Annotated in this window: 13 protein-coding genes; 5 read left to right on the plus strand and 8 right to left on the minus strand. The window is 64.1% G+C overall.

Translation table 11 applies throughout. The features are described 5' to 3' along the window. Positions 1–309, plus strand: a 309-nt coding sequence (locus B3T77_RS12150) for a DUF1499 domain-containing protein (RefSeq protein ID WP_292079891.1), incomplete at its 5' end; no start/stop codon positions are given. On the opposite strand, the gene B3T77_RS12155 is transcribed toward B3T77_RS12150, so the two are convergent. Continuing rightward, positions 306–1,208: an MBL fold metallo-hydrolase gene (locus B3T77_RS12155; RefSeq protein WP_292079892.1), complete on the minus strand. Its 903-nt coding sequence runs from the start codon at positions 1,206–1,208 to the stop codon at positions 306–308. The two genes, B3T77_RS12150 and B3T77_RS12155, sit on opposite strands and share 4 nt — an antisense overlap. 66 nt (positions 1,209–1,274) lie before the next feature. Here B3T77_RS12155 and B3T77_RS12160 point away from each other — a divergent pair, with 66 nt between their 5' ends. Further along, on the plus strand, positions 1,275–1,421 hold the full coding sequence (locus B3T77_RS12160) for a hypothetical protein (protein WP_292079893.1): 147 nt from the start codon (positions 1,275–1,277) through the stop codon (positions 1,419–1,421). 4 nt (positions 1,422–1,425) lie between these two features. On the opposite strand, the gene B3T77_RS12165 is transcribed toward B3T77_RS12160, so the two are convergent. Further along, a complete protein-coding gene (locus B3T77_RS12165; protein ID WP_292079894.1) occupies positions 1,426–1,977 on the minus strand; it encodes a hypothetical protein in 552 nt (183 codons plus the stop codon). 241 nt (positions 1,978–2,218) lie between these two features. On the opposite strand from B3T77_RS12165, the gene B3T77_RS12170 reads away from it, so the two are divergent. Both B3T77_RS12170 and B3T77_RS12175 read left to right on the plus strand, forming a co-directional pair. Next, positions 2,219–5,176 (plus strand): TonB-dependent receptor domain-containing protein, encoded by a 2,958-nt coding sequence (locus B3T77_RS12170; RefSeq protein ID WP_312184704.1) that lies wholly within the window; start codon positions 2,219–2,221, stop codon positions 5,174–5,176. Between the two features lie 142 nt (positions 5,177–5,318). Next, positions 5,319–5,873, plus strand: coding sequence for a hypothetical protein (locus B3T77_RS12175; RefSeq protein WP_055808523.1), 555 nt, complete (start codon positions 5,319–5,321; stop codon positions 5,871–5,873). Positions 5,874–5,918: 45 nt separating this feature from the next. Here the strand turns inward: B3T77_RS12175 and metH are convergent, their stop codons facing one another. From metH to B3T77_RS12195, 4 genes are all read right to left on the minus strand, one after another. Then, positions 5,919–8,585, minus strand: a complete 2,667-nt coding sequence (gene metH / locus B3T77_RS12180) for a methionine synthase (RefSeq protein ID WP_409514538.1) — start codon at positions 8,583–8,585, stop codon at positions 5,919–5,921. Positions 8,586–9,099: 514 nt separating this feature from the next. Continuing rightward, a complete protein-coding gene (locus B3T77_RS12185; protein ID WP_292079895.1) occupies positions 9,100–10,194 on the minus strand; it encodes a homocysteine S-methyltransferase family protein in 1,095 nt (364 codons plus the stop codon). Further along, positions 10,191–11,147 (minus strand): methylenetetrahydrofolate reductase [NAD(P)H], encoded by a 957-nt coding sequence (gene metF, locus B3T77_RS12190; protein WP_292079896.1) that lies wholly within the window; start codon positions 11,145–11,147, stop codon positions 10,191–10,193. The genes B3T77_RS12185 and metF overlap by 4 nt, the downstream gene beginning before the upstream one ends. Further along, positions 11,147–12,106 (minus strand): ArsR/SmtB family transcription factor, encoded by a 960-nt coding sequence (locus B3T77_RS12195; protein WP_055808527.1) that lies wholly within the window; start codon positions 12,104–12,106, stop codon positions 11,147–11,149. The genes metF and B3T77_RS12195 overlap by 1 nt, the downstream gene beginning before the upstream one ends. Positions 12,107–12,224: 118 nt before the next feature. Between B3T77_RS12195 and B3T77_RS12200 the strand changes: the two genes are divergently transcribed. Further along, positions 12,225–12,629 carry an EF-hand domain-containing protein gene (locus B3T77_RS12200; RefSeq protein ID WP_066551861.1) on the plus strand — a complete coding sequence of 135 codons (405 nt, stop codon included), beginning with the start codon at positions 12,225–12,227 and terminating at the stop codon, positions 12,627–12,629. Positions 12,630–12,631: 2 nt separating this feature from the next. Here B3T77_RS12200 and B3T77_RS12205 read toward each other — a convergent pair whose 3' ends face one another. Together B3T77_RS12205 and ettA are read right to left on the minus strand one after the other, a co-directional pair. After that, on the minus strand, positions 12,632–13,558 hold the full coding sequence (locus B3T77_RS12205) for a 2-hydroxyacid dehydrogenase (protein WP_292079897.1): 927 nt from the start codon (positions 13,556–13,558) through the stop codon (positions 12,632–12,634). Positions 13,559–13,587: 29 nt separating this feature from the next. Next, positions 13,588–15,255, minus strand: coding sequence for an energy-dependent translational throttle protein EttA (gene ettA, locus B3T77_RS12210; RefSeq protein ID WP_055755177.1), 1,668 nt, complete (start codon positions 15,253–15,255; stop codon positions 13,588–13,590). Between the last annotated feature and the right edge of the window lie 215 nt (positions 15,256–15,470).

The following is a 15,470-nucleotide window of genomic DNA, read 5'->3' on the forward strand; positions in this document are numbered from 1 at the left end:
CGCGCCGCCGGCGTGCGCAGCGGCGCGCCCCAGACCTGTGACGGTGTGGACGCCATCCCGACCCAGGTCCTGGCCCAGCAGGCGACCTCGGCGCTGGTCGACGCCGGCTTCGTCGTCACCCGCGCCACAACCTTCCAGGTCGAAGCCGTGCACGCCGGCGCCTGGTTCGGCTTCGCCACCGACGCCGTCGTTCGCATCCGCCCCGGCCGCACCGACATTCGCGTCGCTGCTCGCAACAGCCGTCCCGACGGCGGCGCCACCTGCCGCCTCGCCGCCAAGATCACCCGAAACCTGGAGGCGGGACGCTAAGTCAGCCGGAACTGCGCCGACAGGCCGGGCGCCTCATCGCTGGTCGCCGCGCCGTCCTCGACCAGCTTGATCAGATGCGCCAGCACCGACAGCGAAGCGGCCGGCCACAGCCGCTGATCGACGGCGGCGTACAGAACCGGGACCATCTGCGCGATCGTGCGATCCCCCGCCTCCAGCCGTTGGAGAACTTGCGCCTCCCGCTTCAGCCGATGCGCGCGATAGGCTTCTAGAAACGGCCGCACCTGCGTCACCGGCGCCCCGTGCGTCGGCCACAACACATCGAAGTCGCGCGCGATCACCGCCTCCAGGCTGGCCATATACTGACGCATGTTCCCATCCGGTGGCGCCACGACCGTCGTCGACCAGCCCATGACATGGTCGCCGCAAAACAGGACGTTCTCCTCGCGCAGGACGAAGGCCATGTGATTTGACGCATGGCCGGGCGTGAACATCGCCTCGATCGTCCAGCCGTCGCCTTCGATGACCTCGCCGCCCGTCAGCACCACATCGGGCGCGAAGTCCGCATCCTCATCCTCGTCAAGCGCACCCGACGCATGCGTTTCCCGCATCGGAGGCCGGGCCGCCCAAATCCGTGCTCCGGTCGCCTCGGCGAACGGCCGGGCCAGAGGCGCATGATCCCGATGCGTATGCGTCACCAGCACATGGCTGACCCGCCGCCCCTCGACCGCCGCTATCAGCGCCGCCAGATGCGCATGATCCAGCGGCCCCGGATCGATCACCGCGATTTCGGCCGCTTGGTCAGGTCGGCCGACGATATAGGTCCCCGTCCCGGTGAAGGTGAAAGGCCCCGGATTGTCTGCAATCACCCGCTGGATCAACGGCGACAACTGATCGCACCGCCCATAGGCGAAATCGAACGTCCTCACGAACGGGATCATCGCGATCCCAGCGTTTGGCGCAGAGCTTGCGTTAACGTCTCGGTAATCATGCCTGGAGCGCCCACAATGGCCCGTTCGATCGCCAACGCTGTATCAAATCGGCTTCCGTTCGTCGCGGCGGCGATCCTATGTCTCGCCGCGGTGCAACTGATCGCCGCCTCCTGCACGCCGGAGCCCGCGCCCTATGCGACGCGGGTGATGATCCAACGCTAGAGGCCTACTCGCGGCGTACACGGAAGGGCGGATCGTTCGCCACCTTCATCATGTAGCTTCCCAACGCCGCCCTGCGCACAGTCACTGGATACTGCCGCTCAGCCGAAAAGAGCACGTCTACGCCGTCGGTCTTTCGCCACACGGAGCCGTCATTCAGCGTGATTGACCATTCCCCCCTGCCAAGGTTTCGGGCTGATGTCATCGTCGCCGAGATGGACTGCAACTCTTCCGACCGCCCTGACCCGCTGAAGGGGTTCAAGCCTGTGACGTTAAAACCGAACAACCGGCGTTGATTCTGCTCCACATCCTGCCGGCTGACGATCGCGACCTCGCCGGCGGCTGCCAATCGAGCTGCGGCGGCGTCGAAACACGCTAGCCGGGCGGCGTTGGCCTCAATCGTCGTGCATTGCGTGACGGCTCCGACCAGCTCGCTCCCCGACGAAGACAAATCTTGCTGCGCCAGAGCATGGTTTGACCAAAAAATAACCGATGCAACCGATAGAACGGTGATTTTCTTGGCGCTTACGACAGCTGAGAGGGTCATAATCTTCTTCATCTCATTAAGTTGGCGGCCAGTATATCACTAGAAATCAAGGTGTGTTCGATGTCGCGGTAGCGACTACGGTGTGTCGTCTTTGCGACAGGCGTGTCGCCAATGTGTTCAAGCGCCACCTTCTCGCTGGACTTGGCGCCTGCGTTGGTATGCTCTCGCGCCCAACCGATCGCATGATCGGCAAATGGCTAATGTATTGAGCAGTTCGTTTCTAACGAACTTGGCTCTTCTGGGAGAACAAGCCTTGAACACCAACAGATATCGTCGCGGCCTTCTGGCAACCACGATTATCGGCGGCGCCGCTTTGGCGATGGCCGCTACGCCCTCGTTCGCACAGTCGGCTGACGACCAAGCGACCGACGTCGGCGAGATCGTCGTCACGGGTTCGCGCATCGCCCGTCAGGACTATCGTTCGACCAGCCCGATCGTCACCGTCACCGCCCAAGACTTCCAGGCGACGGGTTCGGTCACGATCGACACCTTGATCAACGATCTGCCGCAATTCACCCCGTCGATCTCGTCGACCTCGAACAATCCGTCCAATGGCGGCCAGGCCAACATCAACCTGCGTAACCTCGGCTCGAACCGCACGCTGGTTCTGATGAACGGCCGTCGCGTCGTGCCGTCGAACTCGGACGGTTCGGTTGACGTCAACCTGATCCCGACTGCCCTGATCAAGAACATCGAAGTCATCTCGGGCGGCGCTTCGGCGGCCTATGGTTCGGACGCCCTGGCTGGCGTCGCAAACTTCATCCTCGACGAGAACTTCTCGGGCGTTCAGGTCGACGCCCAATACGGTGAAACCGATCGCAGCGACGGCAAGACCGAGAGCTATTCAGTCACCGTCGGCGGCAACTTCGACGATGACCGCGGCAACATGGTGCTGTCGCTCGGCCGTTCGACCCGCGACGTGATCTTCAACGCCGCGCGTGACTTCTCGGCGGTGTCCGGTCCGTCCGGCACTTCGCCCCTGGGTTCGACGATCTTCGATAGCAACAACCTGCCTAGCTTGGCTTTGGTCAGAGCCTATTTCAACAGCCCGGACCTGGTCGAAACGGGCGCGTTCGGTTTCAACGATGACAACACGCTGTTCTCGTACACCGGCAAGTTGAACGTCAAGAATCCGGCTGGAGCCGGCGCGGAGTACACGGCGCCCGGCGCCAACTATACGTTCAACACAGGCCCGCTGAACTATCTGCAACTGCCGCTTGACCGTTACAACGTCTACGGTGGCGGCCGTTACAAGATCAATGACAACGCCGAGGTCTATGCCAATGCGCTGTTCACCCAGTATGTCGCCGACACCGAACTGGCGGCTAGCCCTGCGGCCAGCGGCACCGGCTTCCGCGTCCCGGCGACTAATCCGTTCATCACGGCTGATCTCCGAACGTTTTTGAATTCCCGTGCCAATCCGAACGGCTCCTTCCTGCTGAACAAGCGCTTCACCGCGCTGGGCGGTCGCCACTCGACGGAAGAGTACAACATTTATCAGATCACCACGGGCGTCCGTGGTCAGGTTCCGCAAAGCACCTGGACGTACGACGTTTACGGTTCGTATGGCCGCGTTTCCAATACGACCACTCAAACCGGCAACGTGTCTCGCTCGTCGGTTCAGCGACTGCTGGACGCTGCGGACGGCGGTCGCAGCCTTTGCGCGGGCGGCTTCGATCCGTTTGGCGTGACGGACCTGTCGGCGGAGTGCATCAACTACATCGGTCGTTCGGCGCGTAACTCGACCGTGACCGAACAACGCGTCATTGAAGCGTCGCTGCAAGGCAAGGCGTTCGATCTGCCGGCCGGTGAAGTTCGTGTCGCCCTCGGCGCTCAGTATCGCCAAGACGACTTCGCCTTCGGCGCGGACTCCTCGCTCGCTCAACAAAACGCCGTCACGCCTCACTTGGGCGCAAATGGCCAGCCGGACGGCGGCAACGTCGGTGGTTCGGAAATCGCCGGCTTCAACCCGACGCCTTCCCTGAGCGGTGGTACGAACTCCAAGGAACTGTTCATCGAAGCGCTGGTCCCGCTGCTCTCGGATCTGCCTTTTGTCGAGCAACTGGATCTGAACCTCGGCTATCGTTACGCCGACTACAGCACCGCTGGCGGCACGCAGGCCTATCGTGCGGAGCTAGACTGGACTGTCGCTGGCGGCCTGCGCGCACGTGGCGGTTATAGCCGCTCGGTCCGTGCACCTTCGATCGGCGAACTGTTCGCCACCGCAAGCACGAACTTCCCGAGCATCGGCGCGCCGTCGGCGACGGGCACTGGCGGTGATCCCTGCGACATCCGCAGCAGCTTCCGCCAGGGGTCTAACGCCGCCGCCGTCCGTGCACTGTGCTTGGCGCAAGGCATTTCGGCTCAGGCGATCGATCGCTACACCTTCTCCAACAACCAGGTCGAAAGCCGCACCGGCGGTAACCCGAACCTGTTTGAAGAGACGTCGGACAGCTGGTCGGCCGGTCTGGTGTATCAATCGCAGTTCGCGTCGCCCTGGCTGTCGGGCTTCTCGGCCTCGATCGATTACTACAACATCGAAATCACCGATGCGATCGGATCGATTGCGGCCGACGACTCGCTGGCCGGCTGCTTCAACGTCACGGGCGAAAACCCCACCTTCAGCAACGCCAACAGCTATTGCCAACTGTTTAGCCGCGATCCGCTGTCCGGCAACATTGTCGGCGCGATTGAAAATCAGGCCAACCTTGGCATGATCAGAACGTCCGGCGTTGACTTCCAAGCCGACTGGGCCTTCAACATCGCCGACATCGGTGGCGGCGATTGGGGCCGTCTGAAGTTCAACACGGTCATCAGCTGGCTGGAGAACTACGAAGACAACGTCGTCGAAGGCGGCGCCTTCACGGACCGTACGGGCACGATCGACAGCTCGTTCGGCAATACCTTCCCGGAATGGAAGGCTTTGAGCTCGGTGACTTGGGCGAGCGGTCCGTTCTCGGTCGGCGCACGCTGGCGTCGGGTTGGCGAAATCACGGTGATCAACACCACCGAGGTTCTGCCTTCCATCGACTACTTCGATCTGAACGGTTCGTGGTCCATCAACGACACGGTGTCGCTGCGCGGCGGCGTGAACAACCTGACCGACGAACAGCCGAACGTCTTCGTTCCCGGCGTTCAGGCCAACACCGACCCGTCGACCTATGACGTGCTGGGTCGCCGCTACTACGTCGGTCTGACGGCCAAGTTCTAAGGCCGGTCAACGACACGAGACTGAGGCGGCGGAGCAACGCTCCGCCGCCTTTTTCGTTTAAGCGGCGCCGTAGAAAAACCATTCGGGTGGGCGAGCGTTACGGATCGTCGCCTGTTTGCGGCGCGCCCCTCCAAGGAAGATCATGCTGAAATTTGTCGTTCCCGGACTGTCGGTCCTGTCGCTGCTGGCTGCCGGCGCGGCGGTCGCTCAAACTCAGGATGGACCGATCGTGACGGGTAATCGCTCGGGCGAGACGGCCGATGCGTTGAAGACGCGCGAGGCCATCGCCTATGCACGGCCGTTGCCGCGGGGCGCGCCAAGCGCCGACTATCCGCTGGTGGCGTGGTGCGATGCGCTGGTGACCGGACATGCCGATCTGGGCGAGACGCTGACGTCGCGTGCGCCGGAGGATGTCGAGCTGGTGCGTCTGGGCCGTCTCGAAGCCCAGGATTTCCGTAGCGCCTTGGCTGCGGCCGCGCCGCGCCAATCGGCGGCTTCAAAGGCCGAGGCTGAGCAGGCCGTCGCCGCCGTCAAGGCGCAATGGGCCCCGCTGATGGCCAATCCCGATGCCGAGGCGCGCAGCCAGTCGTTCGGCCTGTTCTTCGGTCTGCCGGGCCGCTGCGAGCACGCCGCGCGCCGCCTGCGCGACAACATCACCACGCCGCCCGCCACGCTGGAGAGCGTTGGCATCAACTGATCGGTTCGGCGGTTACCGGATGACAGACGGCGGCTTGAGCCTGGCTCAAGCCGCCGTTTCGCGTTTGGCGGCGTAGGGATCGTAGTTGAGGATGGGCGCCAGCCAGCGCTCAGCCGTGGCGACCTCCCAGCCTTTGCGGCGGGCGTAGTCTTCGACCTGGTCTAGATCGATCTTGCCGACACCGAAATAGTGGCTGCCCGGATGGCCGAAATAGAGGCCCGAGACCGAGGCCGGCGGCGTCATGGCGAAGCTTTCGGTCAGGGCCATGCCGGCGTGGTCTTCGGCCTGCAGCAGGCGGAAGAGGGTGGCCTTTTCCGTGTGATCAGGCTGGGCCGGATAGCCCGGGGCAGGGCGGATACCCTGGTATTGTTCGGCGATCAGCGCATCGATGTCGGTCGTTTCCTCGGCGGCATAGCCCCACAGGGTGGTGCGAACTTCCTTGTGCAGTCGTTCGGCAAAGGCCTCGGCCAGGCGGTCGGCCAGGGCCGTGGCGAGGATGGCGGAATAGTCGTCGCCGGCGTCCTTGAACCGTTTGGCGATTTCCAGCTCGCCGTGACCGGCGGTAACGGCGAAGGCGCCGATGTAGTCGTCGCCGTCTTCGGCGATGAAGTCGGACAGGGCCAGGTTCGGCTTGCCGTTCGACTTCTTGATCTGCTGGCGCAGGGTGTGGAAGCGGGCGATCTCCGCGTCGCGGCCTTCGTCGGCGAAGACGATGACATCGTCGCCGTCGGCGCGGGCCGGCCAGAAGCCGACGACGCCTTTGGCCGTGAACCATTTCTCGTCGATGATCCGCTTCAGCATGACCTGCGCGTCGGCGAACAGGTCACGCGCGGCCTCGCCGACGATCTCGTCGTCCAAGATCAGCGGATAGCGGCCGATCAACTCCCAACTGGCGAAGAAGGGTGTCCAGTCGATGTGGTCGGCCAGATCCTGCAGATCCCAGGCGTCGAACGCCTTAACGCCGAGGAAAGACGGCTTGCCGGGCATGGGCTGGGCGGGGTCGATGCGGAAGCGATTCTCGCGCGCCTGAGCCAGGGTCGCTCGGGCCTTTACTTCTTGGCCGCGGGCGTATTGCTCGCGGATGCGGATGTATTCGTCGCGGGTGGCGGCCTCGTTCTTCGCGCGCTCGGTCTTGGACAGCAGCCCCGAAACGACGCTGACGGCGCGCGACGCGTCGACGACATAGGTGGTCGAGCCCCGGCGATAGGCGGGCTCGATCTTGACCGCCGTATGGGTGCGGCTGGTGGTAGCGCCCCCGATCAGCAAAGGGATGTCGAAGCCGCGCCGCTCCATCTCGGCGCCGACAAAGACCATTTCGTCCAGCGACGGGGTGATCAGACCGGACAGGCCGATGATGTCGACGTTGTGGGCCTTGGCCTCGTCCAGAATGCGGTCGGCCGGGACCATGACGCCGAGATCGATGACCTCGTAGTTGTTACATTGCAGCACGACGCCGACGATGTTCTTGCCGATGTCGTGGACGTCGCCCTTGACGGTGGCCATCAGGATGCGGCCCGCCTGTTCGCGGGGCTTGCCGGCCTTTTCGGCCTCCATGAAGGGTTCCAGCCAGGCGACGGCCTGTTTCATCACGCGGGCGGACTTCACCACCTGCGGCAGGAACATTTTGCCCGAGCCGAACAGGTCGCCGACCACGTTCATCCCATCCATCAGCGGGCCTTCGATCACGTGCAGCGGGCGCTCTGACGCCAGGCGCGCCTCTTCGGTGTCGGCCTCGATGAACTCGGTGATGCCGTTCACCAGGGCGTGTTCGATCCGCTTGCCGACCGGTTGGTCGCGCCATTTCAAATCGACGACGCGGGCCTGGCCCTTCTCGCCCTTGTAACGGGGCGCCATGTCGACCAGACGCTCGGTATTCGAGACATTGGTCCGCTGCGGCCGGTTCAGGATCACATCCTCGACCGCCTCGCGCAGTTCGGCGTCGATGTCGTCATAGACCGGCAGGTCGCCGGCGTTGACGATTCCCATGTCCATGCCGGCGTTGATGGCGTGGTACAGGAAGACGCTGTGGATCGCCCGGCGCACCGGCTCGTTGCCGCGGAAGCTGAACGAGACGTTCGACACCCCGCCCGAGACGCGGGCGTAGGGGAGGGTGCGTTTGATCGCCCGCGTCGCCTCGATGAAGTCGACGGCGTAGTTGTCGTGCTCCTCGATCCCTGTCGCCACGGCGAAGATGTTGGGGTCGAAGATGATGTCTTCAGGCGGGAAGCCGACCTCGTTGACCAAGATGTCATAGGCGCGGGTGCAAATCTCGATCTTGCGGGCGGCGGTGTCGGCCTGGCCGACCTCGTCGAACGCCATGACCACGACGGCGGCGCCGTAGCGCAGGCATTTGATCGCATGGTCGCGGAAAGCCTGTTCGCCTTCCTTCATGCTGATCGAGTTGACGATGGGCTTGCCCTGGACGCATTTCAGGCCCGCCTCGATCACCTCCCATTTGGAGCTGTCGATCATCACCGGCACGCGGGCGATGTCGGGCTCGGCCGCGATCAGATTCAGGAAGGTCCGCATGGCGACGACGCCGTCCAGCAGCCCTTCATCCATGTTGACGTCGATGATCTGGGCGCCGGCCTCGACCTGCTGGCGGGCGACGTCCAGCGCGGCCGAATAGTCGCCCTCGACCACCAGCTTGCGGAATTTGGCCGAGCCGGTAACGTTGGTCCGCTCGCCGACGTTGATGAAGGTGGGGCGCATCAGGTCGGCCAGTCCTTACTCAGTAGGCGGTGTCGTATTACGTACGCTTCGCGGTTGATCAGGTTTGCGATTAGTGAGACACCACTGGTCACAAATGCTGCCCGGCTCTTTGTCGCGTCCGACTCGTCGCTTTCGCTGATTTTCTCGGCCGCCATCGTTAGCTTTCGGCACAAGGCCATAACCTTGCTCTCTGAAAAGCTGCAATGAACTGTGTGAGCGAACTCGTTTCGGACCTTTCTTAAGGTCTCCATTTCTTCAAACTCTCGGGCGCTGATTAAAGCGAGCGCGCGAGCAGCGTTTGCTCGAGAAGCCATCGTCCCTAGCGGCGCGTTGAAGCCGCCTACTAGTCGCTTTGACTCTGCTCCATCCAACATGAAGGCTAGCAGGATGCGCTCTAGCAATAGATCTACGTGACTGCAGATAACCAGCGTGGCGCCTCTGGCGGATTCTTTGTTCAACGTCGGTAGGAGCTCAAAGAGCTCCGCCAAATGGGGGTGCGTTTCGTGGGGGCTGGTCACGCCACCATCTCGAATGGTTCGAGGCCGGACAGTCGCAAGGCCACCGGCCGTTCCGGGATGGCGCGCGGCTTAAGCGGCGCGACTTCTTCGGCGACGTGCCTGATGTGGTCCGGCGTCGTGCCGCAGCAGCCGCCGACGATGTTGACCAGACCGGATGCGGCCCATTCCTCGATGAAGTGGGCGGTTTCGTGCGGCTCCTCGTCGTACTGGCCCATGGCGTTGGGCAGGCCGGCGTTCGGGTAGGCGGCGACCAGAGTGTCGGCGACGCGGCTCAGCTCGGCGATGAAGGGTCGCATCAGGTCGGCGCCCAGGGCGCAGTTGAAGCCGACGGCGAACGGCTTGGCGTGGCGTACGCTGTTCCAGAAGGCCTCGGCCGTCTGGCCCGACAAGGTGCGGCCCGAGCGGTCGGTGATGGTGCCGCTGATCCAGATGGGCAGGGCGTCTAGCCCCTCGTCTTCCAGATCCTTGATCGCCTTGATCGCGGCCTTGCAGTTCAGCGTGTCGGTGATGGTTTCGATCAGATAGAGATCGACGCCGCCCTCGTTCAGCGCCTTTACCTGATGGCGATAGGCCTCATAGACCTGGTCGAAGGTCACGCTGCGGGCGCCGGGGTCGTTCACGTCGGACGACATCGACAGCATCTTGTTCAGCGGGCCGATGGAGCCGGCGGCGAAGCGCGGCTTGTGCGGCTCTTTCTCCGTCCAGAGGTCGGCCAAGGCGCGGGCCAGTTTCGCTCCTTCCAGATTGATGTCCCACACCGCCTGGGCGTCCAAGGCGTAGTCCTCTTGGGCGATGGTGGTGCCGGAGAAGGTGTTGGTCTCGGAGATGTCGGCGCCGGCGGCGAAATACTGGTCGTGCAGGTCGGCGATGACATCGGGCCGGGTGATGCAGAGGATGTCGTTGTTCCCCTTCATCTGGTGTTTCTCGTCATAGCCGTTGGCGGCGACGAAGCGGTCCGCACGAAAGTCGGCCTCGTCCAAGCCGCGACGCTGGATCATGACACCCCAACTGCCATCGAGGACCAGGATGCGTTCCTTGGCCGCCTGATGCAGGGCGGCGATGCGTTCTGCCCGAGTTAGAGAAGCGGTCATTGGTCTGCCGCCGTCTCGCGCACGCCCAGAACGCGACAGATCGCATAGACCAGGTCGGCGCGGTTCAGGGTGTAGAAGTGGAAATCCGAGAAACCCTCTTCCTGCAGGCGCGCGCAGGTCTCGGCGGCGACCGAGGCGGCCAGCAGTTTGCGGGTTTCGGGATCGTCGTCCAGGCCTTCGAAATGCGCCTTCAGCCAGTCGGGGATACTGGCGCCGCACGCGCCGCACATCCGCTGAAGACCAGCGAAGTTGGACACGGGCATGACGCCGGGGATCAGGGGGATGGTGACGCCCGCCGCCCGCACCCGGTCGCGGAACCGCAGGAAGGCGTCGATGTCGAAGAAGAACTGGCTAACGGCGCGGGTCGCTCCGGCGTCGACCTTGGCCTTCAGCACCTCGATGTCGTGATCGATGGAGGGGCTTTCGGGATGGCGTTCGGGATAGGCGCCGACCGTGACGTCGAAGCCGCCGATGCGGCTGATGGCGGCGGTCAGCTCGGTGGCGTTGGCATAGCCGTCGGCGCGCGGCTGATAGACGCCGCCGATGCCAGCCCCGCCAGGCGGATCGCCACGCAGGGCCACGATGTGGTCGACGCCGATAGTCTTATAGCCTTCGATGACCTCGTCGACTTCTTCCCGGCTGGCCTCGACGCAGGTCAGGTGGGCGGCGGGGCGGAGCGAAGTTTCCGTGATGATGCGCTGAACTGTGCGGTGGGTCCGCTCGCGTGTCGAACCGCCGGCGCCGTAGGTCACGGAGACGAAGGCGGGGTTCAGCGGCTCCAGACGGCGGATCGCCGTCCACAAATTGGCCTCGGCCTCATCGGTCTTGGGTGGAAAGAATTCGAACGAGACGCGCACGGCGTCGCGGTTCGATCCGGCGCGGGCTACGGGGCCGAGCGGCGACAGCAGCAGGGCGCGAGCGTCGGCCAAATTGAGGGAGGCGGAGAAGGCCATCAGGCGGTCTTTCTGTCCTGGACGCGGCGTTCCGCCGTCCAGATGGTCACGGTCAGGCCCTCGGCGTCGTGGGGCAGGGCGATGGGGGCCGATGGCGTCAGGCCGCCGTCAATGAGCCAGCCGTTGATCTCGCTGTCGGCGAAGCCCAGGCGACGATGCTGATGCGCCTCGCGCATATGTTCGAAGTCGTGCGGGGCGAAGTCGATGATAACCAGGCGGCCGCCCGGACTGACCAGGCGGGCGGCCTCGGCGACGGCGGCGGACGGATCGGACAGGTAGTGCAGCACCTGATGCACGATCACCAGATCGGCGCTGGCGGCGGGCAGACGGGTGGCGAAGATATCGCCGTGGCGCAGTTCGACCTGCTCCACACCCGCCTTGGTGACGTTGGTGCGGGCGATGTTCAGCATGTTCTGGCTGAGGTCCAGCCCGACCGACATCTTCGCCTTCTTGCCGAAAAGGGTCAGCATCCGGCCAGAACCCGTGCCCAAATCGACGACGCGTTCGAAGGGGCCGGGCCCCACAGCCTTTTCCAGCGCCGCCTCGACGGCGCTTTCGCTGACGTAGAGCGAACGCAGGCGGTCCCACTGGGGCGCGACCTGTTCAAAATAGCTGGCGGCGGCTTCCTCGCGGTCCTTGCGGACCTCGTCCAGACGGCGATGATCGGCCTCGCCGGCGTCTTCGGCCAGGATGTCCAGCACCGTGTCGATCAACCGGCGCGCCTGGGCGTCATGCGACAGGCGGTAATAGACGCGGGCGCCGTCGGGAAAGCGTTCGATCAGACCGGCGTCGGTCATCAGCTTCAGATGGCGTGATACGCGCGGCTGGCTTTGGTCCAGAATGCGCGACATCTCCATGACCGACAGCTCTTCGCCGGCCAGCAGCGACAGGACGCGCAAACGGGTGGGTTCGCCGGCGGCGCGGAGGGCTTCGACAGTTTGATCGGCGGACAAACTCATATGCTCATATAAAGATATCCTTATATGATTTGGCAAGTGAAATCGCTTTCTCGGAACGGGCCGACGGGAATGGTTCGTGCGTGCGTTAAAGCCCACAGACCCGTCTTGGAGTGATCTTATGCGTAGCCTGTTCATAGCCGCTCTTGCTGTCGCCGCCGCCAGTCCGGCGTTGGCCCAGAGCGACTTTCCCGAGACGCCCATGCCTCAAATGTCTGGACCTGAAATGTCAGGGCGGCCTATGGGCGGACAGATGCGGCCGCCGGAGCGCGAAAACCTGGCCCAGATGCAGGCGCGCATGACCCAGATGTTCAACCGCCTAGACGCCAATGAAGACGGCGTGGTCGACGCTAGCGAACTGGCCAATGCGCGAGGCGGTCGTATGCTGGCGCGCTTCGACGCCGATGCGGACGGACGCATTACTCGCGAAGAGTTCGACGTGGGCCTCGCCGCCGCCTTCAAAGCGATGGACAAGAACGGCGACGGCGTGGTGACGGCGGACGAGCGGCCGCAGCGTCCCCGCTGAAGTCAGACGACGGGCGTCTTCAGCGGCTCGCCTGCGAAATGCGCCTGCAGATTTTCGATGAGCAGCATCAGCATGCCCTGCACCCCGGCGGTCGTGGCCCCGGCGGTGTGGGGCGTCAGAATGACATTGGGCACGTCGGCCCAGCGCGCTGGGTCTGTCGGCTCTTCGATGAAGACATCCAGGGCGGCCTGACCCAACGTCCCTGACTTCAAGGCGGCGATCAGAGCGTCCTCGTCCACGACCTGACCGCGTGAGACGTTGACCAGCAGGCCGTCGGGGCCGAGCGCCTCGAGGATGTCCCGCGAGATCAGGCCGCGATTGGTCTCGTCCGCCTTGCAGGCGACGACGAGGATGTCGCTGGCCTTGGCGAGCGCCAGAAGGCTGTCGGCGCGTGGCCATTCGGCGTCGTGCGGCCGCGGCCCCCACCAACTGACCGCCATTCGGAAGGCCTCGGCGCGGTCGGCGACGGCCTTGCCGATGTGGCCCAAGCCGACGATGCCCAGCTTCTGGCCGGCAAGCGACGTCGTGATGGTGCGCGTCTCGAAGGTCCAGCCGCCGGCGCGGACCTGACGGTCGCCCGATGCGATCTGACGGCGTGCGGCCAGGATCAGACCCATGGCGTGATCGGCGACATCCTCGTGATTGACGCCGGGGGCGTGGGTGACGGGCAGACCGCGCTGGCGGCACCAGTCGATGTCGATCCCGTCATAGCCGGAGGTGAAACAGGCGATCAGGTCGAGATTGGGCAGACGTTCGATCAGCGCCTTGTCCAGGGCCGCCTCGCCGGCGACGACCATGACGCGGATGTCGTGGGCGGCCTCGATCGGCGGACCTTCCCAGAAGCGATAGACGTCGTAGGCGCTCTCCAGAAATCCCGAGAGCGGCGCAAGATGCCGCTGCATGATGAGAACGGCGGGGCGTTGGGTCATGCAGCGGCTCCTCTTGTCAGGTCAGGCGATCAGCGGCCGAACTTCTGGTGCTGGATGCGCTTGGGGATGATGCTGTCGGCGCCCAGGCGGCGCATCTTGTCCTGTTCGTAGGCTTCGAAGTTGCCCTCGAACCACTCCACGTGGCCGTCGCCCTCGAAGGCGAGGATGTGGGTGGCCAGGCGGTCAAGGAACCAGCGGTCGTGGGAGATGACCACGGCGCAGCCGGCGAACTCTTCCAGAGCCTCTTCGAGGTTCTGAAGGGTTTCGATGTCCAGGTCGTTGGTCGGTTCGTCGAGCAGGATCAGATTACCGCCCGAGGCCAGGGTCTTGGCCAGGTGGACGCGGTTGCGCTCACCGCCGGACAGCTGGCCGACCTTCTTCTGCTGGTCGCCGCCCTTGAAGTTGAAGCTGCCGACATAGGCGCGGGTGTTGATCTCGCGCTTGCCGACCATCATCACATCGGTGCCGCCCGAGATGGCCTGCCAGATGGTCTCGTCGGGCTTCAGGTCGTCGCGCGATTGGTCGACATAGGCCAGTTTGACGGTCTCGCCGACCTTGATCGTGCCGCCATCGGGCTGTTCCTGGCCGGTGATCAGCTTGAACATGGTCGACTTGCCGGCGCCGTTCGGGCCGATGACGCCGACGATGCCGTTGGGCGGCAGTTTGAAGGTCAGGTTGTCGAACAGCGTCTTGTCGCCATAGGTCTTTTGCAGACCCTCGACTTCCAGAACGACGTTGCCGAGGCGCGGGCCAGGCGGGATCTGGATGTGAGCGTGCGTCTGGGCGCCGCGCATCGATTCCTGTTCCTCGACCATCCGCTCATAGGCGGCCAGACGGGCCTTGGACTTGGCCTGACGGGCCTTGGCGCCCGAACGGACCCATTCCAGTTCGCGGGTGAGGGCGCGCTGGCGGGCTTCGGATTCCGATTGCTCCTGCACGACACGCTTTGTCTTGGCTTCCAGCCACGAGGAATAGTTGCCCTCGTGCGGGTGGCCCTTGCCGCGATCCAGCTCCAGCGTCCACTTCGTGACGAGGTCCAGGAAGTAGCGGTCGTGGGTCACAAGGATGACGCAGCCGGGGAAATTTTCCAGGTGGTGCTGCAGCCAGGCGACGGATTCGGCGTCCAGGTGGTTGGTCGGTTCGTCGAGCAGCAGCATGTCGGGCTTGGACAGCAGCAGGCGGGCCAAGGCCACGCGGCGCTTTTCACCGCCGGACAGATTGGTGACTTCCCAGTCGTCGGGCGGGCAGCGCAGGGCGCCCATGGCCTGGTCGATGCGGCTGTCGATGTCCCAGACGTCGCCGGCGTCGATCTTCTCCTGAAGGGAGGTCATCTCCTCCATCAGTTCGTCGGTGTAGTTTTCGCCCAGTTCGGCGGCGACTTCGTTGAAGCGGTTGACCCACTGCTTCTCTTCGCACCAGGCCTCGACGTTCTGGCGCACGTTCAGGGCCGGATCGAGCTGGGGCTCCTGTTCCAGATAGCCGCGCTTGATGCCATCGGCGGCGCGGGCCTCGCCGTTGAACTCGTTGTCCAGGCCGGCCATGATCTTCAGCAGGGTGGACTTACCCGAGCCGTTGACGCCGACGACGCCGATCTTGGCGTCGTTGTAGAAGCTGAGCCAGATGTTCTCGAAGATCTTTCGGCCGCCGGGGAAGGTCTTGGTCAGACCCTGCATCTGGAAAATATACTGCTGCGCCATGAGGTGCGTTGCGCCCTTCGGGTTCGTCTGAATGGGGAGTTGCGCCGGATGTAGCGATCCTGCGCGCGAAGGGCAAATATGGCGGGCAGGGGGCCGAACGGAACGGCTGTAAAGCTTGTCCGTTGATGACATCATACGCCTTGATCCAGCCCGAAACCGGGTGCGGAATGGCGTCGCTTTACGCTTGCCAGTCTCGGATGCCCCAGTCTCGGATG

Source organism: Brevundimonas sp. UBA7838, from assembly GCF_002500885.1.
GTDB lineage: Bacteria > Pseudomonadota > Alphaproteobacteria > Caulobacterales > Caulobacteraceae > Brevundimonas > Brevundimonas vesicularis_C.